24 protein-coding genes are annotated in these 23980 nt (G+C 37.3%); 8 read left to right on the top strand and 16 right to left on the bottom strand.

Going from position 1 to position 23980, the window contains the following annotated elements; translation table 11 throughout:
- Window positions 1-400: 400 nt before the first annotated feature.
- The gene (fmt, locus tag BCL90_RS21735; protein ID WP_121287155.1) at window positions 401-1309 is read right to left on the bottom strand and encodes a methionyl-tRNA formyltransferase; all 909 of its coding nucleotides are present in this window, start codon (window positions 1307-1309) and stop codon (window positions 401-403) included.
- A gap of 91 nt (window positions 1310-1400) precedes the next feature.
- Here fmt and BCL90_RS21730 point away from each other — a divergent pair, with 91 nt between their 5' ends.
- Both BCL90_RS21730 and BCL90_RS21725 read left to right on the top strand, forming a co-directional pair.
- On the top strand, window positions 1401-2444 hold the full coding sequence (locus tag BCL90_RS21730; protein ID WP_121287153.1) for a DNA topoisomerase IB: 1044 nt from the start codon (window positions 1401-1403) through the stop codon (window positions 2442-2444).
- A gap of 32 nt (window positions 2445-2476) precedes the next feature.
- A complete protein-coding gene (locus BCL90_RS21725; RefSeq protein ID WP_121287151.1) occupies window positions 2477-4324 on the top strand; it encodes a PAS domain-containing sensor histidine kinase in 1848 nt (615 codons plus the stop codon).
- Window positions 4325-4367: 43 nt separating this feature from the next.
- On the opposite strand, the gene BCL90_RS21720 is transcribed toward BCL90_RS21725, so the two are convergent.
- Window positions 4368-4574, bottom strand: a complete 207-nt coding sequence (locus tag BCL90_RS21720; protein ID WP_121287149.1) for a hypothetical protein — start codon at window positions 4572-4574, stop codon at window positions 4368-4370.
- A 152-nt stretch (window positions 4575-4726) separates the two neighbouring features.
- Window positions 4727-5878, bottom strand: coding sequence for an exo-beta-N-acetylmuramidase NamZ family protein (locus BCL90_RS21715; RefSeq protein ID WP_394341719.1), 1152 nt, complete (start codon window positions 5876-5878; stop codon window positions 4727-4729).
- Between the two features lie 293 nt (window positions 5879-6171).
- On the opposite strand from BCL90_RS21715, the gene BCL90_RS21710 reads away from it, so the two are divergent.
- The gene (locus BCL90_RS21710) at window positions 6172-7392 is read left to right on the top strand and encodes an ABC transporter permease (protein ID WP_121287336.1); all 1221 of its coding nucleotides are present in this window, start codon (window positions 6172-6174) and stop codon (window positions 7390-7392) included.
- 53 nt (window positions 7393-7445) lie between these two features.
- Here the strand turns inward: BCL90_RS21710 and BCL90_RS21705 are convergent, their stop codons facing one another.
- The 3 genes from BCL90_RS21705 to BCL90_RS21695 are packed head-to-tail and all read right to left on the bottom strand — an operon-like array spanning window position 7446 to window position 9145.
- A complete protein-coding gene (locus tag BCL90_RS21705) occupies window positions 7446-7850 on the bottom strand; it encodes a hypothetical protein (RefSeq protein ID WP_121287145.1) in 405 nt (134 codons plus the stop codon).
- Between the two features lie 11 nt (window positions 7851-7861).
- Complete coding sequence (locus BCL90_RS21700) at window positions 7862-8308, bottom strand: hypothetical protein (protein WP_121287143.1); 447 nt, start codon at window positions 8306-8308, stop codon at window positions 7862-7864.
- Between the two features lie 36 nt (window positions 8309-8344).
- Window positions 8345-9145, bottom strand: a complete 801-nt coding sequence (locus BCL90_RS21695) for a tRNA pseudouridine synthase A (RefSeq protein ID WP_121287141.1) — start codon at window positions 9143-9145, stop codon at window positions 8345-8347.
- A 74-nt stretch (window positions 9146-9219) separates the two neighbouring features.
- Between BCL90_RS21695 and BCL90_RS21690 the strand changes: the two genes are divergently transcribed.
- Window positions 9220-9603 (top strand): YchJ family protein, encoded by a 384-nt coding sequence (locus BCL90_RS21690; RefSeq protein WP_244095106.1) that lies wholly within the window; start codon window positions 9220-9222, stop codon window positions 9601-9603.
- Here BCL90_RS21690 and BCL90_RS21685 read toward each other — a convergent pair.
- The 7 genes from BCL90_RS21685 to mnmD form a co-directional block, all read right to left on the bottom strand.
- Entirely contained in the window at window positions 9598-10722 is a 1125-nt protein-coding gene (locus BCL90_RS21685; RefSeq protein WP_121287139.1) for an ATP-binding protein, read from the bottom strand. The genes BCL90_RS21690 and BCL90_RS21685 overlap by 6 nt on opposite strands.
- A 75-nt stretch (window positions 10723-10797) precedes the next feature.
- Window positions 10798-11604: a nucleoside triphosphate pyrophosphohydrolase gene (gene mazG, locus BCL90_RS21680; RefSeq protein ID WP_121287137.1), complete on the bottom strand. Its 807-nt coding sequence runs from the start codon at window positions 11602-11604 to the stop codon at window positions 10798-10800.
- 20 nt (window positions 11605-11624) lie between these two features.
- Window positions 11625-12074, bottom strand: coding sequence for a DoxX family protein (locus BCL90_RS21675; protein WP_121287135.1), 450 nt, complete (start codon window positions 12072-12074; stop codon window positions 11625-11627).
- Between the two features lie 17 nt (window positions 12075-12091).
- Window positions 12092-12388: a hypothetical protein gene (locus BCL90_RS21670; RefSeq protein WP_121287133.1), complete on the bottom strand. Its 297-nt coding sequence runs from the start codon at window positions 12386-12388 to the stop codon at window positions 12092-12094.
- Window position 12389: 1 nt separating this feature from the next.
- Window positions 12390-13499 (bottom strand): AI-2E family transporter, encoded by a 1110-nt coding sequence (locus tag BCL90_RS21665; protein WP_121287131.1) that lies wholly within the window; start codon window positions 13497-13499, stop codon window positions 12390-12392.
- A gap of 79 nt (window positions 13500-13578) precedes the next feature.
- The gene (locus BCL90_RS21660; protein WP_121287129.1) at window positions 13579-14526 is read right to left on the bottom strand and encodes an aldo/keto reductase; all 948 of its coding nucleotides are present in this window, start codon (window positions 14524-14526) and stop codon (window positions 13579-13581) included.
- 450 nt (window positions 14527-14976) lie between these two features.
- Window positions 14977-15645: a tRNA (5-methylaminomethyl-2-thiouridine)(34)-methyltransferase MnmD gene (mnmD, locus tag BCL90_RS21655; RefSeq protein ID WP_121287128.1), complete on the bottom strand. Its 669-nt coding sequence runs from the start codon at window positions 15643-15645 to the stop codon at window positions 14977-14979.
- Between the two features lie 238 nt (window positions 15646-15883).
- Between mnmD and BCL90_RS21650 the strand changes: the two genes are divergently transcribed.
- The gene (locus tag BCL90_RS21650) at window positions 15884-16222 is read left to right on the top strand and encodes an MmcQ/YjbR family DNA-binding protein (protein WP_121287126.1); all 339 of its coding nucleotides are present in this window, start codon (window positions 15884-15886) and stop codon (window positions 16220-16222) included.
- Between the two features lie 10 nt (window positions 16223-16232).
- On the opposite strand, the gene BCL90_RS21645 is transcribed toward BCL90_RS21650, so the two are convergent.
- From BCL90_RS21645 to BCL90_RS21635, 3 genes are all read right to left on the bottom strand, one after another.
- Window positions 16233-16697 (bottom strand): DinB family protein, encoded by a 465-nt coding sequence (locus tag BCL90_RS21645; protein ID WP_121287124.1) that lies wholly within the window; start codon window positions 16695-16697, stop codon window positions 16233-16235.
- A 23-nt stretch (window positions 16698-16720) separates the two neighbouring features.
- Complete coding sequence (locus BCL90_RS21640) at window positions 16721-17521, bottom strand: DUF2625 domain-containing protein (protein ID WP_121287122.1); 801 nt, start codon at window positions 17519-17521, stop codon at window positions 16721-16723.
- 451 nt (window positions 17522-17972) lie between these two features.
- Window positions 17973-20006, bottom strand: a complete 2034-nt coding sequence (locus BCL90_RS21635) for a M13 family metallopeptidase (RefSeq protein ID WP_121287120.1) — start codon at window positions 20004-20006, stop codon at window positions 17973-17975.
- A gap of 348 nt (window positions 20007-20354) precedes the next feature.
- On the opposite strand from BCL90_RS21635, the gene BCL90_RS21630 reads away from it, so the two are divergent.
- The 3 genes from BCL90_RS21630 (at window position 20355) to BCL90_RS21620 (ending at window position 23799) form a co-directional block, all read left to right on the top strand.
- Complete coding sequence (locus BCL90_RS21630) at window positions 20355-22343, top strand: heavy metal translocating P-type ATPase (protein WP_121287118.1); 1989 nt, start codon at window positions 20355-20357, stop codon at window positions 22341-22343.
- Window positions 22344-22482: 139 nt separating this feature from the next.
- Window positions 22483-23115, top strand: a complete 633-nt coding sequence (locus tag BCL90_RS21625) for a Uma2 family endonuclease (protein ID WP_121287116.1) — start codon at window positions 22483-22485, stop codon at window positions 23113-23115.
- A 48-nt stretch (window positions 23116-23163) separates the two neighbouring features.
- Entirely contained in the window at window positions 23164-23799 is a 636-nt protein-coding gene (locus tag BCL90_RS21620) for a Uma2 family endonuclease (RefSeq protein ID WP_121287115.1), read from the top strand.
- Window positions 23800-23980: the final 181 nt, after the last annotated feature.

Raw genomic sequence — 23980 nt, 5'->3', positions numbered from 1 at the left:
CTTGTAGTGCTTCGGTTCCGTTTAGTCCCGCTCTTTGCTTAATCCCGATGAAATTTACTTCACAAGAGAAACAAATCCCTAATCGGGATAACGCTTTCGGTCGGGTTTATTTAACAAGGGATAGTTCTACTCCGCAATTTAAACCCAAATAGTTGCACTTTGTGGCCACTTAAACCCGATCAAAGCGGGATGCCAATTTCCTTCAAATTGGCAGAAGCGGGAGCGGGGCTGTATTGACCTAAAAGCTACTGTTACTGCTTTCCAAAAAAAGAATAACCTGAGTGGGTCGTCATCCCGACTGAAGTGCAGCGAAATGGAGGGATCTTTGAAGTTGATTCATATCCATACGGCTAAATAGATTTCTCGACTTCGTTGCACTCCGCTCGAAATGACGTATCTTCTACAACCGCATTCCTCTCAAGAAATCTTCGATCAGCATTCGCTTTTTCCCTTCGTATTGAATGTCTAAAAGTTTGATAAAACCATCTTTTGCGGCAAATTTTAAATAAGTTTTACCGTCTGTTAAAAAGCCGCCGGCAACTATACCTGGTTCTTTATCTTCTATTTCGGCCTTGAATACCTTCAGGGTTTTATCATTTAAAAAAGTAAAAGCAGTGGGATATGGGCTCAGGCCGCGAATTAAATTATAAACCGTATGCGCTTGGTTATTCCAGTCGATTTTACAATCGTCTTTGAAAATTTTAGGTGCATGCTTTAGTTCTCCGCTTTGCGGCTGCGGTTGTTCGTTAACCTCGCCAGCCTCAATTGCTTTAAGCGTTTTTACCAGCAGGTTGGCCCCAATGTACATCAGTTTGTCGTGCAGGTCGCCGGCGGTTTCATCATCGGCAATGGCGGTACTATCACTGAGGATAATATTACCGGTATCAATTTCATGTGTAAGGAAAAAAGTTGTTACACCACTTTCCTTTTCTCCGTTTATAATGGCGTGGTTTATTGGTGCGGCACCACGGTATTGGGGCAAAAGCGATCCGTGTAAGTTAATGGTGCCTTTTGGAGGCATATTCCATACCACTTCGGGTAACATTCTAAAAGCTACCACTACTTGTAAATCGGCTTGGTAAGATCTTAATTCCGCAATAAATTCAGGATTTTTTAATTTTTCAGGTTGTAAAACGGGAATTCCTTTTTCTACAGCATATTTTTTTACTGCACTTTCATTCAGTTTTTGGCCACGGCCAGCAGGTTTGTCTGGTGCAGTAACCACTGCAACTACATCGAAACTGGCTTGTACTAAGGCATCTAAAGAAGCTACTGCGAAATCGGGCGTACCCATAAAAACTATTTTCATAAAGAAAGTGTTGTGTTTCTAAAAATAACGTGGCTACCCGCGTTAAAGTTTTGCAAAATAACTAAAAATAAACCCATACTTATAGGCAAAAATGGTACAAGGCAAAGATGTTGTTAAAGCAAGTGGATTGGTATACGTAACAGATACTATGCCTGGGATTTACCGGAAAGGAAAGCCAGGTAAATTCCATTATGAAGATAAGCATGGTAATAAAATCACTGATGAAAAACACCTCGACCGAATTAAAGCATTGGTCATTCCTCCAGCCTGGCAAAATGTATGGATAGCCAATAAACCTAATGCTTACTTACAGGTTACTGGTATAGATGCTGCGGGCAGGAAACAATATAAATACCATGCAAAGTGGACAAACCGCCGATCGGAAGATAAGTATTTTCGTTTATTGGAATTTGGAAAAGCACTGCCCAGTGCCCGGAAAAATCTCGAAAAAGACCTTCGCAGAAAAGATTTCGACGAACGTAAAGTATTGGCCATTTCGGTAGATGTACTCCAAAAAACGCTAATTCGTGTGGGTAATGAAAGTTATAAGCAGCTGTATGGTTCTTTCGGCTTAACTACACTTCGTGATAAACATGTTAAAATTGAGGGGAGTAAGATTACGATGGATTTTGTTGGGAAAAAAGGTGTCCGACAGAAAGTGGTATTAAACGACCGGTCGCTTGCGAAACTGGTGAAGAAATGCAGGGATATCCCCGGGCAGGAATTATTTCAGTATTATTCAAATGGGAAAGAACATAAAAGCATCGATTCTGGTAAAATTAACGCTTACATTAAAGAAATTACAGGAGATGATTTTACGGCCAAAGATTTTAGAACCTGGGGCGGAACGTTAGAAGCATTGCGCCAGTTTTCGAAGTGCAGTGCTGATGAAAATTTTAACCTTAATTCGAAACAAACAATTGTATCGGTTTTAGATTGTGTAGCAAAAAAATTAGGCAATACCAGAGCGGTTTGTAAGAGTTCCTACGTGTATCCGTTATTGCTCACCGCTTACGAAAACAATGAACTTGATAAATACATGAAAAAAATGAATAATAACAAAGGAAATGGTAAATTAGGTCTAACACATGATGAGAAAGTTTTAATATCATTTTTAAAATCGGGTAGTAAATAGAAAACCCATTATATTTGTTTTTTTATTCCTGTATGCAAATTAACTTTGATGATAACGTTGCTGTTTATTTTACATTGATCGAAGAGTCTCCGATGCCGATTGGCTTGTATATCGGGGAGAATATGAACATCAAAGTTGCCAATAAAGCAATGCTTAAGGCATGGGGAAGAGATAATTCGGTTATTGGGCAAGAACTCGCTATTGCTTTACCCGAACTTAAAGAACAGCCTTTTTTAGAAATCCTTCAAAATGTTCGTAAAACCGGAATTGCTTACGAAACTAAAGAGGATAGGGTAATGCTAATTAATGATGGTGTTTTACAGACTTTCTATTTCGATTTTATTTATAAGCCCCTAAAGGATAATGATGGAAATGTATGGGGAATTTTGAATAATGCTACTAATGTTACCGAACTGGTAAATGCCCGATTAAAGATTAAAGCCAGTGAAGAACTTTTTCGGAAGATGATTCAGGATGCACCTGTGGCCATTGGTATTTTGAGAGGCGAAAATTTTATAATTGAACAGGCAAATGCGGATCTTTTAAAATTATGGGGTAAAACAGAAGAGGTTGTCGGTCTCTATTTAATTGATGGTTTGCCCGAACTAAAGGGACAGCCCTTTCCCGATTTGTTAACTCAGGTTTACCAGACAGGGGTGCCGCATTACGGTTACGAAACCATGGCGAGATTGGAAAGATATGGTGTGCTTCAGGATTATTATTTCAATTTCGTATACGACCCAATACGCGATCAGCACAATGTGGTGACCGGGATTATGGTGGTTGCCAACGAAATCACCTCGTTGGTACATTCTCGGATGGAAATGGCCAAAAGCGAAGAGCGTTTCAGGAATTTATTATTGGATACTCCGATGGCCACAGGCTATTACGAAACAGAAGATATTATAATCTCTCTTGCTAACGATGAAATGCTGCGGTTTTGGGGGAAAGATAAAAGTGTAATCGGAAAGCCGATAGAAGAGGCGATACCTGAATTAAAAGGACAACCTTTTATCAATATTTTAAAAGAGGTTTATCGTACAGGAATTCCTTACCATGCCGATCAGCAAGAGGCATTATTGCCTGTTAATGGTAAAATGGAAAAGTTGTGGTTCAATTTTACTTATAAACCTTTAATGAATGCTGAAGGGAAAGTTTATGCCATTTTACATGCTGCAATGGATGTAACTAAGCAAGTTCGGCTTCAGCAGCAAAAAGACGAATTTTTGGGCATTGCGAGCCACGAACTTAAAACCCCGGTAACCAGTATCAAAGCTTATGCACAGGTATTGGAAAGGATGATCAGAAATGATGGTGATGAGAAAAAGGCTGATATGGTACGCAAAATGGATTTACAATTGAACCGTTTAACAGGTTTAATTGGCGATTTGCTTGATGTAACCAAAATACAGTCAGGAAAAATGACTTTTAATCCGATAAAATTTGATTTTGACCAGGCGGTAAGAGAAATCGTCGACGAAATGCAACATATCACCTCTAAACATTGCATCAAAACCGATTTAAACAGCAATGCCATGGTTTATGTCGATCGGGAACGTATTGGCCAGGTGATCACCAATTTTTTATCAAATGCTATTAAATATTCTACTGATGCCAATCAGATTGATGTGAGTACCTATGCGTTGAACGGGGAAGTGATTTTGTGTGTACGGGATTATGGAATTGGGATTTCGAAAGTGCAGCAGCATAAGGTTTTCGATCAGTTTTATCGCGTGGGCGGAAATCTGCAACATACCTATCCGGGCCTAGGTCTTGGGCTTTATATTTCAGCAGAAATTATAAAAAATGAAAAGGGCAGAATTTGGGTGGAAAGTGAAGAGGGACAGGGTGCCTCATTTTGCTTTGCCTTAAAGATTTAATTACACCAATTCATAATTAACTGGTGTAATTGTTTATCCTGTATTATTCTTTAGGTGCCTTTTTTATCGGATGAACAGGTTGTTCTTCGTTTTCACGCTGTTTCGCCGGATTATTCGTCCGAACAGGCTTAGTGGGTGTACTGTCGTTTTCTTTTCTTACTGTTTTATGGTCAACAGGTTCTCTGCCTTTTGGTACCTCTTCCTGGTAATTGCTCCCGGGTTTATCGCTTTTCACTTTTGGACCGCTCATACTTATAATTATTGAATGATTGATTTTTGGATTATTGAATAGCACAACGCTTATCAATTACAAATAATAACAAACCTCTATCTGTTAAGTTTGAAAATAATTGCAAGAGCAATTCAATCCTGCTCTCATTCAATCATTCTCACATTCAATAATTAATTATATAGCAAATATTTCTTACGCATAGTTTTGTACGCGCTTAGGCCGGGTTCCCAGCTCGCCCTGATTTCTGCTTCACTTTTTCCATTTATTACCTGTTGCCTGAAATCTGCCACCCCAACTAATCTTTCGATAACACCCATTTCTTTACTTAATTTGGTATTAAAGAAATCTTCTTTTCTTGGCGATGCCTGATATAGGTCGATTAACCAGCTGATATTTACCTGTTTCGATTTTACCAGTTTTGAAGTGTCGTAAGTTCTTAAATCTAAGCCATAACAAACCTGATCTTGAAATAATGGTGTTTCAGACATTCCTTTTATGCTTTTTGGCGTAAAACTGAAATCGAATTTACCTTTAAGGTAAGGTGCCCCAACAACAGTAAAAGGAAACATTGTTCCGCGGCCGTGATTTAAATAAGTACCTTCAAATAAACAGGTAGATGGATAAAGTAAAATAGATTGCTGCGTATTTAAGTTTGGAGAGGGTTTAACCGGTAAAGTATACGCCATATCATGATTGTAATTTGCGTTTTTGATGATGGTAATCTTGCATTTAACTTTATTTTTCAACCAGCCTTCGCCATTTAACATCTGTGCATATTCGCCAACCGTTAAGCCGTGCGCAATAGGGATTGGTTGCACACCTATGCCTGATTTAAATTTTGGATCTAAAATCGGCCCATCAATTAAATAGCCGTTCGGATTTGGACGGTCTAAAATCAATAATGTTTTATTGTTTGCAGCACAAGCTTCCATAACGTGCTGTAAGGTATTGATATAGGTGTAAAAACGAACCCCAACATCCTGGATATCGAATACCATAATGTCAATATCTGCTAAATCTTCAGCTGTAGGCGTGCTGTGTTTGCCATAAAGTGAAATGGCTTTTATACCTGTTTTGGAATCAACATCATCGTTAACGGTAACGCCGGCACTCGCATTGCCTCTAAAACCATGTTCAGGACCAAATATCTTCTGGATTTTAACACCTCTTTTCAGCAGGCTATCAACCGAAGTCTGCGTACCGATAACCGATGTAGGGTTAACGACCATACCAACACGTTTACCTTTTAACAGCGGGAGATATTTTTCAGTCTGTTCTGCACCGGTTTTAATTGCCGTTGGCAGTTTAACAGTCTTAATCATCAGTTTTCTGTTTTCCGGGCTTTTCTTTCCCAAAGCTTCCTGTTCAAGTGGTTTGGGTTGTCCGCAGGCCGATAATGCAATTAAACTGGTTAAAGTAAAGCTGATGTAATTTTTCATTTTCTTTTTATTCTAATCTTGGTGTTATAACAAAACAATTTATAACATATTTTATTTATGCTATTGGTATTTCTTGCTATAACTTCATGACTGATGTTTAAAGTTGGTTATTTATTTTCGAAAATGCCATTTTTAAAAAGGAATTGAGCATTTTTGTTACTTACTAATTGATTAAATTGAATTTCGAATATTTCATAGCAGGGCGGATAGCCATTAAATCTGAGCGTACTTTTTCAAAGCTGATTGTCCGCATTGCAATAGCAGGCGTGATGTTGAGTTTGGCTGTTATGATTCTTTCCATAGCCATTATTAAAGGCTTTAAAACGGAAATACAGGATAAAGTAAGGGGATATTTAGGTGATGTACAGATTACCCGTTACGATTTGAACAATTCATTTGAGCATTCTCCTTTTGTGCTTGATGGAGAAACCAAAAAAATGCTCAAAAATAATCGGGATATAGAATATTATTATCCTTTTGCTACAAAACCTGCCATCCTTTCGGCCAATAATGAAATTGAAGGCATTAATTTTAAAGGGATAGACAAAAGCTACAAGTGGGATTACATTAAACAGCATATTATAAGCGGAACCATCATCGACTTTTCCGACAGTACGGCTGCCATGCAGGAACTGCTCATCTCGAATTATACGGCTAATCGTTTAAAACTCAAAACAGGTGATGATTTTATCATGTACTTTGTTCAAAACCAGTTACGCCCGCGTAAATTTAAAATTGTAGGTATTTATGATATTGGCGTAGAAGATATCGATAAGGGTTTTGTGCTGGGTAATCTTAATATTATTAAACGGCTGAATAACTGGAAAGCCAACGAAATTGGTGGCATAGAAATCAGGATTAAGGATTTTAACAGGCTTAAGCCCATTGCCGATAATATTTACGAACAGCTTCCCCGCCATTTGCGCTCTTATTCTATTGAAGAAAATTTTCCTAATATTTTTACCTGGTTAGGCCTTCTTGATGTTAACACCAACGTGCTTTTAATCCTGATGTTAATTGTAGGTGTGATTAACATGGTTACCGCATTATTGATCATGATTTTAGAAAAAACAAATATGATCGGGATGCTGAAATCTTTTGGGGCCAGTAATTGGAGCATTATGAAAATTTTCCTTTACAACGCAGTTTATTTGGTTGGTATCGGCTTGTTACTTGGGAATATTCTGGGCTTAGGACTTGGTTTCTTGCAACAGTCCACTCACATTTTTAAACTTAATCAGGCGTCTTACTTTTTAGCCTACGCACCTATAGAATTTCATTTTATTGATGTGCTGCTGCTTAATATCGTTACGATAGTGGTGTGTTTAACGGTTTTGATTATCCCTTCATTATTAATCAGCAAGGTTTCTCCGCTTAAGGCGATCAGATTTAAATAAAAAAACTTGGAGCACCGGACAGATCATTTCCCGATGCCCAAGCAAACCTAAACTTAAACTCTTGTCAACTCAACTTTTACAGTTTTTGTAATATTACTTTTCTGAAACTGAGGATATGGTGTGATGTCGATTAATTTGAGTGAATAATTTATGCCATTAATTTTAATATTTGCTACACTTTCTAATGTGCCACATTCTCCACCTTTGCATAAAGTAATTTCCTGATCAATATTATTGCCTGTTAATTTGAAATTTGCTTTTGCACTTCCAGCGCTAACGCAATCAGCATTTATTGGGCAACGGTTATCACTAATCGATTTTAATGCTAATGTAGATGCGCCAATTGATTTTGACATATTGATTTCAAAATCGTAATTCGTTGTTTTTGTTTCAGATTTCTTCTTACATCCAAAAACAAAAATAGATAGGGCGATAAATAAGAATATTAAATTTTTCATTTATACGTGGATTAATTACTTCTTTTTAAAATGTATTCATAATCTATGGTAGCGTAAGAGGTAGCCGGAGACAAATCTGTTTTTGCATTTAACCTTTTTCTAAGGGTTAAATCCACTCCACTACTCCTGATATCGTATTCGCCATTTAAAACCATATTCCAATCAAAATCTGCTGTCCAAACACCTGCATCCTCAAAATAGCCTATACCTTTTTTGAATGAATAGGTTCCTTTTCCTCCTGATGGTTTTAATTTAGTATCGGCACTTGGCGTAATATTGAATTTTCCATCCCGTAACGAAATTGAAATTGGGCGGGTTTCAGGAACAGATTTAACACTATTGGTAATTACCAATACACCTGTATAATTACCATCCTGTAAAACATTTATGTTTGTAGTTTTTTTACAGCCCAGAGATAAGATCAGGGCAAAAAGTAAAATACAGATTTGGACTTTCATACCCCTTAAACGGGGTTCAAAATCAAAACGCTACACTTAAATTGAAATCCAGTCTATACCTTGAGTACTATGGATAAATTCAGTCCGTGGTTCGAGGTTTAAATACGGATAAGTGACTTTTGAAAGGTATAAGCCAGTAGGATGTGCAGGCAATGATAATTTTGAAGGTTGTAGGGTAACCAGTTCGCTTTCAAATTCGTCAAAACTAAGTTCTCCTTTACCTACCATTAACATTTTACCTACAATGATGCGAATCATTTTACCCAAAAAACGGTTACTGGCAATGTGGAACCTTAGCCTGTCGCCTTTTGGGTTTACGAATAAATCGGCTTCCATTACATTGCAAATGGTATGTTCGTATTTATCAGGATGCGTACAAAAAGCCCTGTAATCTTTGTATAACGGTAATAGTTTTACAACGGCTTTCATTTTATCAAAATCTAGATTGTTTAATTGATAAAAAGAACTTTGGGTGCTTAAAAAAGGGTCTTTATAGGTATGGATAAAATAATCATATTTCCGCTGTACAGCATCAAACCGGGCATGGGGTTTACCTTCCATTTTAATAATGTCGAATACGGCGATATTATAAGGTAAAGCTTTATTCAGGATGTAGAGCAGATCGAAATCAATCTCTTTTTCAATATCAGCATGGAAAAAAAACTGACTAGCATGTACATGTGCATCGGTCCGCCCGCAGCCGTTAATAGCAGTCGGTGATTTTAAAATCTTCGATAGGGTTTGTTCAATAACTTCCTGAACGCTTTTTACCCCAGGCTGTTTTTGCCACCCACTAAAGTACTGGCCTTGATATGCAATGTGAAAGAAATACCTCATTTTTCAGCTGCAATTTTACGGAAATTTTAGCAGCAGGAATATTAAATCATACTTTTGTGTGGTAAATTTTAATCATGGATTTAATAAACTGTCCTTGCGGAAGTGGAACTGCCTTTAGCCATTGTTGCCAGCCTTATCATTTAAAAGTGAAAGCGGCACCAACGGCAGAGGCCTTAATGCGTTCCAGATATTCGGCTTTCGTAGTAGCTGATGTGGATTATCTTTATGAAACTACACATAGTAGTAAAAGAAATAACCATTCAAAAAGCGAATATTTAAGCAGTGCGAAAAATACCAAATGGCTAAAACTCGAAATCGTTTTTTCAGATTTTGATGTTGTAGAGTTTAAAGCCTATTATCTGAATAAGAAGTTCCAAACTGAAATATTGCATGAAAAATCTAACTTCAAATTAGAAGATGGCAAGTGGTATTATGTGGACGGGGAATTTTATCTATAGAAGAAACTCACTTATGTTATCAGGTGTGATTACTTTGGTTTCCACATTTTCGTATGCATCTAAAAATGTTTTTGGAAATTTCACATTGGATTTTGGATTCCATTTAAATTCGTAAGCATTCATTAATCCATTTCTTTCTTCAATATAATCTATTTCTTGTTGTGCGTGGGTGCGCCAAAAGTATTGGTTGCAGTTGATCTGTTTATAGGCAAGAAGTTTAACCCGCTCACTAATGACGAAATTCTCCCAAAGGGCACCAATATCCTGTCTCAGTACAGCTGGACTAAATTGATTAATTACAGCGTTTCTGATCCCATTGTCGTAAAAGTAGATCTTGCGGCTTTTCTTTAATTCATTTCTTAAGTTTCTACTTAAAGAGCCCAATCTAAATACAATAAATGCCTTTTCGAGCAGATCGATATATTTCTCCGTTGTTTGATTATCCAGGCCCGATAACTGCCCAAGTTCATTGTATGATACCTCATTGCCTACCTGAAAAGCCAAAGCCTGAATTAATTTTTCCATCTTATCTGGTTTTTGTATTTTTTTCCAGATTAAAACATCCTTGTAAAGATAACTATCTGATAACTGCTTTAAGCGTATTTCTTCTCCGCCTTGATTGTTTACAATTTCTGGATAGTAGCCATAAACCAAGCGGTGATGTAACAATCTTTTTTCGGTAAGCAGGCCATGCTCCTCTATCATTTCTCCGAATGAAAAAGGAAACAGATTATATTCCCATTTTCTGCCCGTAAGTGGTTCGTTAATATGATTGGCCAACTCAAAAGCTGAAGAACCAGTAGCAATTACTTTTACATCTTTAAGTTGATCGATAATTAATTTTATAGATAGGCCAATGTTATCAATTCTTTGTGCCTCATCAATTACTAATGTTTTTGATTTTCCTAAAAGAGCACGTAATGATGTTGCGGTAGTATTGGTTAGTATTGTCCTAACGTCTGCATCATCACCATTCCACCACATAATCGGTTTGGCAAATTTTGAAGATAGTTGCTGTAAAAGGGTGCTCTTTCCAACTTGCCTTGGGCCTAAAAGAATGATTGCTTTTTCATCTTTTATATGTTTTTCAATAGAATTCGATATGGCTCTGGAAATCATATTCGCAAATTTAATATAAATTTTGCGAATTGAATCGCAAAATTTATATTAAATTTGCGATTTTACTCCTTTTAGCTATAATTTCTTTGCTTCGTTCCAATACACATCCATTTCTGCAAGTGTCATATCAGCCAGGGCTTTTCCGTTTTCTTTTGCTTTGGTTTCGAGGTATTGAAAACGTTTGATAAATTTTTTATTGGTTTTTTCCAATGCATTTTCAGGATTGATATTGATGAAACGCGCATAGTTGATCAGTGAGAAAAGTACATCGCCAAATTCTGATTCTGCTTTTTCGATGTCAATGGCCGTGTTATCGGTAACATTAAATTCGGTTTTAAATTCCTGCAGCTCTTCTTCTACCTTTTCCCAAACCTGGTTTTTATCTTCCCAATCGAAACCTACGCCACGGGCTTTTTCCTGGATACGGGCTGCTTTAACCAAAGCTGGTAATGAAGATGGAACACCGGCCAATACCGATTTATTGCCTTCTTTTAGTTTAATCTGCTCCCAATTTCGTTTTACATCTTCTTCGTTCTGTACTTCAACATCGCCATAAATATGTGGATGCCGGTTTACCAGTTTATCGCAAACCCCGTTTAAAACATCGGTAATGTTAAAATCGTTGGTTTCGGAAGCAATTCTCGAATAGAAAACCAGGTGCATCATTACATCACCAAGTTCCTTTTTAATTTCGTCTAAATCGCCCTCTAAAATGGCATCACTTAATTCATAAGTTTCCTCTATCGTTAAATGGCGCAGGGTTTCCATGGTCTGCTTTTTATCCCATGGGCATTGTGTACGCAATGTATCTAAAACGGTTAGTAAACGTGTAAAGGCATCAGCTGGATTATTGGCGCTTGCCGGAATTGGATTATTAGGCATGTTTTATGGTTGAACTATGTTTATCGAACGCTAAAGTACCAAACCCAGGCGATTAAGAAAAGCTGAAAGGGTATTCTGAACCATAAATATTTTAGCCCCGGTCCTGGCTTATGCAAATCTTCGTAGTTGATACGGTGTCTGGCCGCGTAAATATTGGCAGGTAAAATGGCAATGTAAAAAATAATTAGGGCTATCCCGGTAAAATATCTGGTGCTTTCAATCGCTAAGCCAATGGCAAATAAGATTTCCAGCACACCTGTTAAAAGTACAATTTCTACTTTTTTAGGAATAAACAAGGGGATCATGGCGGCCATACTGGTTTTAAACTTAAAATGCCCAATAGCGGTAAAAAGTAACATCACGCCGATGGCAATATTGCCTGCAAAAATATTTCCTTTATCAAAGGTGGTATGACCACCAAAGGCTAATAGGGCAATATACACGACAAGTAATACAAATAAAGGTTTCATTTATTATAATTTTTAATTTACTTGATCAAATTAAAGGCAATTAAAATTGTAGCAAGAAACAATACCAACAAACCAGCTAAAAAGATGAGATCAGCAGCTTTTTCCAGCCGCTGACTTGCCGTTTGTTGTCTCCTCATCGAGATAAAAGATAAGATGCAACTGGTCATAAAAAACATTACAGCTGCTACAGCAAATTCGTCAATTAAAGAACCATCGGTAAGTGCGAGTTTTTTTAAAGAAGTAAGCACAATAAAGCAAATACCCAAAAGATTGGCAGAAGTGCTTAAAATATGAGGCGATCTGTTTTCGGCCATTTTAATCTTTTTCTTCTAATTTAATCTTTTTTGTAATCCGGTAAACACGCTTCTTTTTATCAGGCTTATGTTCTTCTCCCATTAAAATGCCCCAAGGTTTTAAGCTATCTACTCTGTCGAATATTATTTTTAGCATGGCCAGGTAAGGAATACATAAAAACATGCCTGAAATGCCCCAAATCATTTCACCTACTACAATCCCAATAAAGGCAAATAGTGCATTTATTTTTACTTTCGAGCCCACCACTAATGGCATCAGTACATTTCCATCTATGGCATGTACACCAACATAGGCAATCAAAACCAGCAGCATTTTACCTGCACCTGCAGTTGCAAAAGTAATCAGGCAGCTTACTAATAGGGCAAAGAATATTCCCAAATAAGGAACTACATTAAAAATACCAGCTACCAGACCCAAAAGAACGGCATATTTAACGCCTAGTAAACTCAGAACAGTAATCATTAATACCGTAACAATAAGCATCTGTAAGAATAAACCTATGATGTATTTTTTAATAATGTACTGAATCTGACTTACAATTTCTGAAACTTTTTCTTTGTGTTCTTCACTAAAAACCGAAGTTAAAAAAGTAAATAAAACTCTCCGGTAGTTTAAAATAAAAAAAGTGAATAGTAGTGTGAAACCTAAAAATAACAGCGTAGAAGATAGCGTAGATAAGGTTGTCGCTACAATTGCTGCACTAGTAGCCAAAGCTTTCTCTGTGCTATCATTTAAATAATCGAGTTGTTTTTGAGAATTTATGCCGAAAGTGTGTGAAATCCATTTTTGAAGTTCGTGATAAGAAACATTCGCTTTCTCTTTAAGTAAAGGCCAATCTGCCCATAAATCGCTTAATTGATTGCCAAAGAAATAAATAATTCCTCCAATTACAGCAATCATCAAAATTACTGAAACCAGGGTTGATAAACTCCTTTTGAATTTTAATCTGCGTTCTAAAAAATTGCCAACAGGTAATAATAAGATGGCCATTAAAAAAGAAAAAAGTAGGGGAGCCAATAAAGAATGGCCTAAAATGGCGATGTATGTTAAACTGATTAAACAGAAAAGAACCAGGGCAAGCTTGGGTAGGAACGATAGTTTGTCTTTCATATAATTTTAAATCCTGTTTAATACAAAATGCCCGATTAATTGTTTCATCAATCGGGCATTTAAATATAAGAGATTATTTTTAATAGATACTCGCTTTATCTAAATGGGAAATGTCTTCGGGAGATAATTTTAGATTTGCGGCTTCAGTGAACGATTTTAACTGGCTTAAATCGGTAACACTTGCAATTGGTGCTGTAATTGAAGGATGATAAATTAACCAGGCCAGTGCTGCTGAAGCTGGCTCAACACCGTGCTTTTCAGCAACCTGATCCAGCGCATTTAAAATTTTAAAACCCCGTTCGTTCAGGAATTTTTTAATACTGCCACCGCGTTGGCTTTTATTCAAATCGTTCTCACTACGGTATTTTCCGGTTAAGAAACCACTTGCCAACGAATAATAGGTCACTACCCCCAAACCATAATCCAGGCAGATTTTTTCGTGTTCCTGCTCAAAGTTTTCTCTATCATAAAGGTTATATCCTGGTTGGTAAACTTCGTAACGCGGTAAGCTATGTTCGGTTGAATAAAGTAATGACTCTTTTAAGCGGTCGGCAGAAAAATTTGAAGCCCCGATCCAGCGGACTTTGCCTGCTTTAATTAAAGTTTCGTAGGCACTTAATGTTTCTTCAACGGGCGTGCTTTCGTCATCAAAATGAGAGAAATAAAGATCGATATAATCGGTTTGCAGGCGCGATAAGGAGTGTTCAACTTCATTAATGATATAATCTTTTTTTAGTGATTTACCCTGGCCCATATCTGAGCCTACCTTGGTAGCAATAATAATATCATGGCGTTTGTGCTGTTTTTTAAGCCAATTACCAATAATCGTTTCCGATTCGCCACCATTATTTCCAGGTACCCAGCGTGAGTACACATCGGCCGTATCTATAAAATTGAAACCACTTTCTACAAATTGGTCTAATATTTCAAACGATTTTTTTTCATCAATCGTCCAGCCAAAAACATTTCCTCCAAATGCTATTGGCGCAATATTTAAATCGGTTTTTCCTAAGGTTCTTTTTTCCATGATATGAAAGTTAATGATATTTTAACAAAATCAGGATGATGTGGTTTTTGCAGGAGATCGAATTGTATTAAAATGAGTTTATTTTTTTGGAAAGCAAGGCCTGTGTTGCTTCGGTTATACCCGTCCCGCCCTTTGCTTAATCCCGATTAAATCAAACGATAATAGAAAAATCACCTAAATCGGGATAACGCTGTCGGTCGGGTTTATTTTACCACAGATAGTAGTACTGTTTTAGCCTCCTAAACCCGATCGAAGCGAGATGCCGATATTTCATCGGCAGAAGCGGGACTGCAGAGCGCCAATAGCTTCTGCTAAGCTTTTCACAAAAAGAAGCTTAAGTTAAGATTTGTTTTTTAGCTTCTAAACAACAAACCGTTATTGTGGGGTCAGACAAACGCGTGTCGAGGCAATCTTATACCATAATCAACTAAAACCTTATGACCTAAATCTTTAACCTTCCGCCTTAATTGCTCTTAGCATTTCCCTTTTTCCAGGGGCGCCAGGTAATTTTTCGATGGTAAATCCGCAAGCTTTAACGGCCCTTTTCAGTTTCCCTGTAATGGCGTAGGTAACAAAAGTTCCGCCAGGTTTTAAGAAACTGCAGGCATGTGCAATAATTTCGTCGCTCCACATTTCGGGCTGGTGCTGTACTGAAAATGCATCATAATAAATCAGGTCAAATTTTTGGTCACTACCGTATTCTGCCAATGTGGTATGCGGAATTTCTAAGGTGCAAAGCGAGGTTAATTTTTGAGGCGTTTTTAATGCCTCAGTATAATTTGAAATAAAATCAGTCCATATTTCTGCAGGAACATACGCTGCATAACCAGTCTGCTCAATGATAGCTGTAGTAAGCGGAAAGGCCTCAATGCTGGTATAGTTAAGGTTAATGTTATTTGCCGCACAATATTCGAAACTTAAAATAAAGTTCAGTCCGGTGCCGAAACCAACTTCCAAAATGGAAACTTCATTTAAATTAGTCGAAGCAAATTTTAATCCGGCATCAATAAACACGTGTTTGCTTTCTTGGAGTGCGCCATGTTTACTATGGTAATGTTCGCCTATGGTTTCGTTGTAAAGTGTATTCGAACCATCAGCAGTAGGCGTTATAATATTCATGAGCTTGGATTATTTAATTTTTCAAGGTAATGATGCAAATATAGGAACAGGATTGATAGGATTTTTGGATTTTCAAGGTCAATGTACGGTTCCAGGATTCAATGAGTAAGAATTAACTATTCAAAGATCAGATTTGTCTTGATACTTGTGTCTTGCTACTTTTACCTTTCTACTTGTGTCTTTATACTTTTCGCTTTAATCTTTTGTTATTAGCTTTGATATCACCTAAACCCTAAATATGGACATCGAATCTTTCAGGGAATATTGTTTGAGTTTACCCGGCACTACAGAAGGTATGAAATGGGAACATCTGTGTTTTATGATAGAAGAGAAAATTTATGTGATTATTGCTATTGATGAGGGTAACCGTTTTTCTATCAAGTGCAATCCGGATGAATTTGATGAACTCGCTGCCAGAGACGGCATTGCGCAGGCCTATCATATGGCAAAGCGGCAATGGATCCAGATTGAAAATTTGGATGTACTGAATGATAAAGAACTAAAAAGTAGGGTGGCCAATTCGAGGGCAATGGTTTTGGCTAAATTACCGAAGAAAACACAGGCTAAGTACGCTTAAGTTTTCAGGGCTAGACCAATTTCTTCAATGCCATGATATAACCGATATGCATCCCCTCGTGGAAAGGGATAAAGTTTATCGCATCTTCTATCGAATTTAGTTTCATACCATAACGTTTGTCCCAAGGATCGAACTTTAAAAAAATACCACTCAAATAATCGGTGGTTAAACGATCCATGCTGTTCAAGAGTGTATCAAAAATGGAATCAATCTCTGTCTGCTCAATAAAATTTTCTGGTTTTGTCCCGCTTAAAAATGGCGAAAAATGTTCTTCTGTAACCGTTACCGTTAATCCCGATCTTACATAACACAGGTTTTGCTGTGCAGCGGTTAAATGGGCAATATTCCAGATCATGTTATTGTTAAAACCCGAAGGGATTTTGTTTAACTGCTCTGTGGTTAAATCTTTTACTAATTCCAGAACAAAAGCCCTGGTATTTTTAATCTGAGTGATGGTAGCGAGTGTATCAGGCATCGAATTGTTTTGTAAACAGCGATTTATTGCTCGTTTTTGGTTTCTTTCTTTTGTGTATCGTCTTTTTTTATGCCTTTATCAGCATTCAGTTCTTTCGACTTCATGATATTAAAACGATACATTTCTTCAATGCCTACCAGTTTTCTGGTACACTTTTCAATATCGGTTCCTTCTTGCCATAAATATGGACGGAAACTATAAGTCTTGGTGCCATCTAGATTCGCAATAAACTGGCTCCAATTGCTCCAGCGTAAACCTTTATAAAATTTAGAGAGATCACTATCGAAACAAAAAACAAGAAACTCGCCATAACCCGCTCCAAGTGGCTGCCAGGTTAGGCTGTTTGGTTCAAGGTAATACACGTTTTTAATGTCTTTACCCAAACCGCCGTAATTAATTGCAAAGAAACCACCTACAGCATCATCGGCAATTAAAAGGTAAGGAATGTTATCGCCATATTCTTGTATGGTTTTTCCTTTATTCCATTCGGCAACATTCCGGCTTAATCTTTCGCTGCCTGAACCTAAAATTCTAATCCAGCCATTATCAACCATTATGCCTCCGGTGTTGTAAATTACCGAACCAAGTGTAGCATAGGTCGTCATTTGCGAGTTGTATAAAACTTCTTTTGCTTTTGCAGAATCAACAGGCAGGATTTCTACCTTGTTTTTTGCAGAGTCGATCCACTTTTTTACCAATGGCCAGGCCGGATCAGTTTTGTTTATCAATGCTTCAAGACTGATTAACTTATTGTCTTGAGCAAAGCTTATGGAAGAGAGTAAGGTTAAATTTAGGATAAGAATTGTTTTGAATGCGCTTCTCATGAAAAGGGGCTTATGTTTTTTCAAAGATAGAATGATAATTAAGAATTGCCGAAAGGAGTTACGTTAATTTTACTTTGGGATAAATATTGAAGTTGGAGTAATTGTTAGTTCGTGGAGACACGAACCAAGGCGGTGGAAGAAAAATTGAGTTTAATTGTTGGATAATCATACAATCGGATGTTATCATCCGACTGATTTATTCAATATCTAAAAAGAATTGATTAATTCGATGAATTGAATTGATAATTTCAGCTAGTGTCAGATGGTAACATTTGACACCACGCTAATAAAAACAAAACGCCCCAAATAAATCGGGGCGCTTTTAATATAGGGATAATAAAATAATAGAATTTTAAAGTTGAGGAAAGTAAACCTTAAGCCTTCTATCTTAATTAAAACTATCGAGAGGAAAAGCCTTACACCCTCCACCTTCCAGCCTTCAACCTCAAAACTACCACATTCTAATCCTGTCTTCTGGTTTTTTATATAACTTATCGCCAGGTTTAACATCAAAAGCATTATACCATGCGTCCATATTTACAGGTGCACCAATGGTACGGTACGGACCTGGAGAATGCGGATCTGTTTTAATTAGCTGAGCAGCACTTTCGGGTAAAATATTACCTCTCCATACTTGGGCCCAGGCTAGGAAAAAACGCTGATCTGGTGTAAAACCATCAATTTTCTCATTGCTTTGACCTTGTTTGGTCATTTTGAAAGCAGTATAAGCGGCATTTAAACCTCCTAAATCGCCAATGTTTTCGCCCATCGTTAATTTACCAATTACATGAATGGTATCTAATACGGTATAAGCATCAAACTGCTCGCCTAAAGCTTTTGTTTTAGCGTCAAATTTAGCTTTGTCTTCCGCAGTCCACCAGTTTTTTAAGTTACCGGCAGCATCATATTGACTTCCGCTGTCATCAAAACCATGGCTCATTTCGTGACCAATCACTGCGCCTATACCACCATAATTAACGGCATCATCGGCATTTGGATCAAAGAAAGGGAACTGTAAAATACCAGCAGGGAAAACAATCTCATTCAGTGTAGGGCTGTAGTAAGCATTAACTGTTGGAGGTGTCATACCAAAACGTTTACGATCAACAGGCTTACCTAACTGATCAACCATTTCTTTATAGCCCCAAACACTTGCATTGCGTAAGTTTTGGAAATAAGTATCCTTATTAATCACTAAACCATCGTAGTTTTTCCATTTTTCAGGATAACCCACTTTTGGTGTAAAGGCATGTAATTTAGCTAATGCTTTTTGTTTGGTTTCAGGGGTCATCCACTCTAAACCATTAATTCTGATTTCGAATGCTTTACGCAAGTTCACAATCATCTCATTCATGCGTTCTTTAGCTTCCGGCTTAAAATATTTGGCCACGTAGAGCTGACCTAATAATTCGCCAATAGTGCCATCTGTTAAAGATGACATGCGTTGCCAACGTGGTGTTTGTACTTTCTGACCTGTTTGAGCCTGCGTGAAAGCGAAACTCGCTTTCACAAATGGAGAACTTAAACTAGAAGCCGAACCTTTTAAAATGTTCCACTCCAGATAAGTTTGCCAATCGCTAACCGGAACTGATTTTAACATTCCATCAAGGCTTACCATAAATTTAGGCGAAGAAACCAGAACAGTATCTTGATTTTTGATTTTGAACTTAGGCAAATAGGTTGTCCAGTTAATATCTGGTGTTTTTTGGTTCAGTTCGGCAACGGTAAGTTTGTTATAGGTTGCGTAAGGATCACGCATTTCTAAGCGGCTCATCTGTGCTTCAGCGAATTGCTTTTCAATTTTATAAACAGTTGCTGCTTTTAGTTTTGCTTCTTCAGGTGTACTTCCTGTTAAGGTAAATAAAGTAACCATATAGGTATTGTAGGCATCGCGGATCTTAACACTTCGTGTGTCATCTTTCAGGTAATAATCGCGATCGGGAAGTGTTGTGCCTCCCTGACTAATATTCACCATGTATTTGTTTACATTCTTGCGGTCCTGGCCAACGCCCAAGCCAAACATTCCGCCACCCAAACCATTGGTTCGCATGTAAGCCACCTGATCCAGTACACCTTGAATATTTTTAATTTGCTTAATTTTTGCTAAATCGGCTTTTATTGGAGTATAACCCAATTTTTCAATGGTTGCACTATCCATAGCAGCCGTATAAAAATCGCCAACTCTACGCTTAACCGAACCTGCAGGAGCAGATTTGTCAGCTGCTGCATCTTCCACTAAAGATTTTACCGCGTTGATGTTGAAATCGCGAAGCTCGTTAAATGAACCCCAACGCGTTTCTTTAGCGGGAACCGGATTGTTTTTTATCCACGTACCACTTGCGTAGGTGTAGAAATCGTCCCCTGGTTTAACGGAAAGATCCATATTGGCAGGGTCGATAAATTTTTTGGTTTGTGCATTTGCAGAAAAGCCGGCAGCGACTATACCTAGCGCTGCAAAATATCTTTTCAAATTTTGGTATTTCATTCGCTTAATAAGTTAATAATGATGCGAAATTTATGAAATACTAATTAATACTGGTGTTATATATTAAGAATATTACTTGTTAAACCAGTAGTATATTTTTGCTAAGCCAAGCCTCCTGATAAGTTCTGATGCTGAAAAAGAAATTTTAATAGATTTCATGATTTTAAATCTTTTATACCACTATTAACATTTTTTAACAAAATTTATTGTGCGCTTGTAAAAATTATTGCTATTAATAATGATTCGGGATAAAACATTTTATTTTCCATAAATTTGAAAACGGTTATCTAAGCCCGCAAGGTTTTATCGTTAACAATAAAAATGATGTTTAGCATACTATAAATTATAATGAGCCACTCACACGATAAAGAAGATAGCTGTTGCAGTAATAAAGCACATTCCGAACCAAAACATAACCATGATCATGATCACGAACATGAAGAAGGCGAGGAACATGACCACGACCATGGTGGAGATCCATCAGCCTTTAAAACGTATTTGCCAGCCATCGTAACATTGGTTATGCTGCTGATTGGAATTGCGTTTGATAACCTTTTTACGGTTCCTGTATTTCAAATTATTCGGCCTTATTGGTATATCGTGGCTTATTTACCTGTGGGTATTCCGGTTTTACGCGAGGTTTGGGAAACTTTTAAAGCCAAAGATTTCTTTACCGAGTTTTCTTTAATGTCTATCGCTACCATCGGTGCTTTTGCCATTGGTGAATATCCTGAGGGCGTAACGGTAATGCTTTTTTACACTATCGGCGAGTTGTTTCAAATGGCTGCAGTAAACCGTGCCAAAAGGAATATTAAAGCATTACTTGATGTTCGTGCAGATGTAGCGCATGTATTGCGCAACGGAAAATACGAAGACATTAATCCTGAAATGGTAGAAATTGGCGAAACAATACAAGTAAAGGCTGGAGAGAAAATCCCTTTAGATGGAGAATTGATAAGTGATAAAAGCAGTTTTAATACTGCTGCTTTAACTGGCGAGAGCAAACCGCGTACAATTAATAAGGGCGAATCGATCTTGGCAGGGATGCTTAATTTGGATAAAGTAATCGAAGTTAAAGTGACCAAAGCTTTTGCCGATAGTGCATTATCCCGCATTTTGGAAATGGTTCAAAATGCCACTACCCGCAAAGCTAAGACCGAACTTTTTATTCGCAAATTCGCGAAAATTTATACCCCAATTGTTTTCTTTTTAGCCCTTGCGCTGGTTACTATCCCAATTTTGGTTTTAGGAAACGAATATCATTTCCAAACCTGGTTGTATCGTTCGCTGGTTTTCCTGGTTATATCTTGTCCATGTGCACTGGTCATTTCTATTCCATTGGGTTATTTTGGCGGAATCGGTGCGGCATCGGCAAATGGCATTCTTTTTAAAGGCTCTAATTTCCTTGATCTGATTACCAAACTGAATACGGTTGTAATGGATAAAACCGGAACCTTAACAAAAGGTGTTTTCAGTGTTCAGAAAGTAGAAAGCAGCATTGATGAAGCAGAATTTTTAAACTTATTAACGGCTGTTGAAGCCAAATCTACCCATCCAATTGCGAAGGCCATTGTAGAATATGCTGGTGAAAAAGAAATTCATCCTGCCGAAAACATCGAGGAAATTGCTGGAATGGGCTTAAAGGGCCTGGTTAATGGTAAAGAGGTTTTAGCAGGTAATGTTAAACTTTTGGAGAAATTTAATATTGATTTTGAGCCTGAAATTGCATCGATAAAAGAAAGTATCGTTGTTGTTGCTATCGACCAGAAATATGTTGGTTATGTTCTGATTGCAGATGAAATAAAAGAAGATGCTGCCGAAGCCATTAAAAAGCTCTACGAAAACGGAATAAAACAGGTTGTGATGTTAAGTGGTGATAAAACTTCAATTGTTAAAAAAGTAGCCTTGAGTTTAGGAATTGATACCTATTTTGGGGATTTATTACCTGAAGATAAAGTTGCCAGACTTGAAGCAATTAAAAGCGACAAAAGTAAGGTGGTGGCCTTTGTGGGAGATGGAATTAACGATACACCAGTATTAGCGATCAGCGATATTGGTATTGCCATGGGCGCAATGGGTAGCGATGCGGCTATTGAAACAGCCGATGTAGTGATTCAAACCGATCAGCCTTCTAAGATTGCAACCGCAATTAAAATTGGTAAGGCAACCAAAAATGTAGTCATCCAGAATATTGTATTGGCATTTGCGGTAAAAGCAATTGTCTTAATTTTAGGGGCAGGAGGTATAGCAACCATGTGGGAGGCGGTTTTTGCCGACGTTGGTGTGGCACTTCTGGCGATTTTAAATGCGGTGAGAATTCAGAAGATGAAGTTTTAGTAAATTTATATTTTTACCATTAAGAAAATTAAAATAGTTAAGTAATTGCCTAAAACTTAATGTCCTTAATTTCTTAATGGTATTAAGATATGTTGAAAAATAGAAAGTCGGATTACTATAAAAATTAGTATATTTGATTATGTCTGAGCCTGTTCCATATCCCGTTTTAAGCGATGATGAGCCTGTAAGGCAGTTCAATGAACTTGATGCATCGTTAACTTATAGCTATTCTAACTATTTAAACTGGCTTTTCCCTGAAAGGGTAGAGCTGATTGCAGGTAAAATATTTAAAATGAGTCCTGCGCTATCAAGTTTTCACCAAGTGATCACAGGCAAAATATACCGTAGATTAGGTAACTTTCTTGAAAAACAATCCTGTAAGGTTTTTATTTCTCCATTTGACGTGCGCTTTCCGAAAGAGAGCAAAGATGATAATGAAATCTTTACCATTTTACAACCAGATATCTGCGTAATCTGCGATAAAAGCAAACTTGATGCCCGCGGCTGTATCGGTGCGCCTGATCTGGTAATCGAAATTTTATCGCCGGGAAATACCAAAATGGAGCTGCTAAATAAGTATAAGGTTTATGAAGAGTTTGGTGTTAAAGAATATTGGGTGGTGAGCCAGAGCGACCAAAGCATTTTGATATACACTCTAAATGAGATGGGTAAATTCCAACCCTCTAAAATATTTACCCTAAGCGAAAAAATTACCTCAACCGTATTGCCAGGTTTTGAACTGGCATTGGATGATGTTTTTGAGGATTTATAAAATCCATAAATATTTTTCAGATTACTACTTTTTTTAGTATCTTAGACTATGTCTAAACCTGTTCCATATCCTGTTTTAAACGATGATGAGCCTGTCAGACAGTTCAATGAACTTGATGCATCGTTAACTTATAGCTATTCTAACTATTTAAACTGGCTTTTCCCTGAAAGGGTAGAGTTGATTGCAGGCAAAATCTTTAAAATGAGTCCTGCGCCATCAAGGGTGCACCAAGGTGTTTCTATTAATTTGTTAAATCCAATAATTAATTTTTTAAAAGGTAAACCCTGTAAGGTTTATGCAGCGCCTTTTGATGTCCGTTTTCCAAAGGAAAGCAAAGCTGATAAAGATGTATTTACTGTTCTCCAACCAGATATCTGCGTAATCTGCGATAAAAGCAAACTTGATGCCCGTGGCTGTATCGGTGCGCCTGATCTGGTAATCGAAATTTTATCACCAGGAAATACTAAAATGGAACTGCTAAATAAGTATAAGGTTTATGAAGAGTTTGGTGTTAAAGAATATTGGGTGGTGAGCCAGAGTGATCAAAGCATTTTGATATATACCCTAAACGAGATGGGTAAATTTCAGCCCTCTAAAATATTCACCTTAAGCGAAAAAATTACGTCAACCATATTGCCTGGTTTTGAGCTGGCATTAGATGATGTTTTTGATGACGTAGAGTAATCGTTTAATAAAACTTCATTATGGTTCTTGTTTTGCAAGAACCAACTTTTCTAAACCTGATTGACGTGGTAGCTCCCGACTTCACGTCGGGGCTAAAAACCAAAAGCAAGGCTAAATCAAAATACGCACCTGCTTTCCAAAAACTAACGCGCATATCTTTTACATACACTCATCTGAAGTT

This window comes from Pedobacter alluvionis (assembly GCF_003664035.1).
GTDB lineage: Bacteria > Bacteroidota > Bacteroidia > Sphingobacteriales > Sphingobacteriaceae > Pedobacter > Pedobacter alluvionis.
The sequence above is the reverse complement of the archived record's forward strand: the minus strand, read 5'-3'. Positions and strand labels throughout refer to the sequence as shown.

Bases quoted from the DNA above. Each gene is read 5' to 3' on its own strand.
- fmt (WP_121287155.1), bottom strand. From the start codon at position 1,309: ATGAAAATAGTTTTTATGGGTACGCCCGATTTCGCAGTAGCTTCTTTA.
- BCL90_RS21730 (WP_121287153.1), top strand. From the start codon at position 1,401: ATGGTACAAGGCAAAGATGTTGTTAAAGCAAGTGGATTGGTATACGTA.
- BCL90_RS21725 (WP_121287151.1), top strand. From the start codon at position 2,477: ATGCAAATTAACTTTGATGATAACGTTGCTGTTTATTTTACATTGATC.
- BCL90_RS21720 (WP_121287149.1), bottom strand. From the start codon at position 4,574: ATGAGCGGTCCAAAAGTGAAAAGCGATAAACCCGGGAGCAATTACCAG.
- BCL90_RS21715 (WP_394341719.1), bottom strand. From the start codon at position 5,878: ATGATTAAGACTGTTAAACTGCCAACGGCAATTAAAACCGGTGCAGAA.
- BCL90_RS21705 (WP_121287145.1), bottom strand. From the start codon at position 7,850: ATGAAAAATTTAATATTCTTATTTATCGCCCTATCTATTTTTGTTTTT.
- BCL90_RS21700 (WP_121287143.1), bottom strand. From the start codon at position 8,308: ATGAAAGTCCAAATCTGTATTTTACTTTTTGCCCTGATCTTATCTCTG.
- BCL90_RS21695 (WP_121287141.1), bottom strand. From the start codon at position 9,145: ATGAGGTATTTCTTTCACATTGCATATCAAGGCCAGTACTTTAGTGGG.
- BCL90_RS21690 (WP_244095106.1), top strand. From the start codon at position 9,220: ATGGATTTAATAAACTGTCCTTGCGGAAGTGGAACTGCCTTTAGCCAT.
- BCL90_RS21685 (WP_121287139.1), bottom strand. From the start codon at position 10,722: ATGATTTCCAGAGCCATATCGAATTCTATTGAAAAACATATAAAAGAT.
- mazG (WP_121287137.1), bottom strand. From the start codon at position 11,604: ATGCCTAATAATCCAATTCCGGCAAGCGCCAATAATCCAGCTGATGCC.
- BCL90_RS21675 (WP_121287135.1), bottom strand. From the start codon at position 12,074: ATGAAACCTTTATTTGTATTACTTGTCGTGTATATTGCCCTATTAGCC.
- BCL90_RS21670 (WP_121287133.1), bottom strand. From the start codon at position 12,388: ATGGCCGAAAACAGATCGCCTCATATTTTAAGCACTTCTGCCAATCTT.
- BCL90_RS21665 (WP_121287131.1), bottom strand. From the start codon at position 13,499: ATGAAAGACAAACTATCGTTCCTACCCAAGCTTGCCCTGGTTCTTTTC.
- BCL90_RS21660 (WP_121287129.1), bottom strand. From the start codon at position 14,526: ATGGAAAAAAGAACCTTAGGAAAAACCGATTTAAATATTGCGCCAATA.
- mnmD (WP_121287128.1), bottom strand. From the start codon at position 15,645: ATGAATATTATAACGCCTACTGCTGATGGTTCGAATACACTTTACAAC.
- BCL90_RS21650 (WP_121287126.1), top strand. From the start codon at position 15,884: ATGGACATCGAATCTTTCAGGGAATATTGTTTGAGTTTACCCGGCACT.
- BCL90_RS21645 (WP_121287124.1), bottom strand. From the start codon at position 16,697: ATGCCTGATACACTCGCTACCATCACTCAGATTAAAAATACCAGGGCT.
- BCL90_RS21640 (WP_121287122.1), bottom strand. From the start codon at position 17,521: ATGAGAAGCGCATTCAAAACAATTCTTATCCTAAATTTAACCTTACTC.
- BCL90_RS21635 (WP_121287120.1), bottom strand. From the start codon at position 20,006: ATGAAATACCAAAATTTGAAAAGATATTTTGCAGCGCTAGGTATAGTC.
- BCL90_RS21630 (WP_121287118.1), top strand. From the start codon at position 20,355: ATGAGCCACTCACACGATAAAGAAGATAGCTGTTGCAGTAATAAAGCA.
- BCL90_RS21625 (WP_121287116.1), top strand. From the start codon at position 22,483: ATGTCTGAGCCTGTTCCATATCCCGTTTTAAGCGATGATGAGCCTGTA.
- BCL90_RS21620 (WP_121287115.1), top strand. From the start codon at position 23,164: ATGTCTAAACCTGTTCCATATCCTGTTTTAAACGATGATGAGCCTGTC.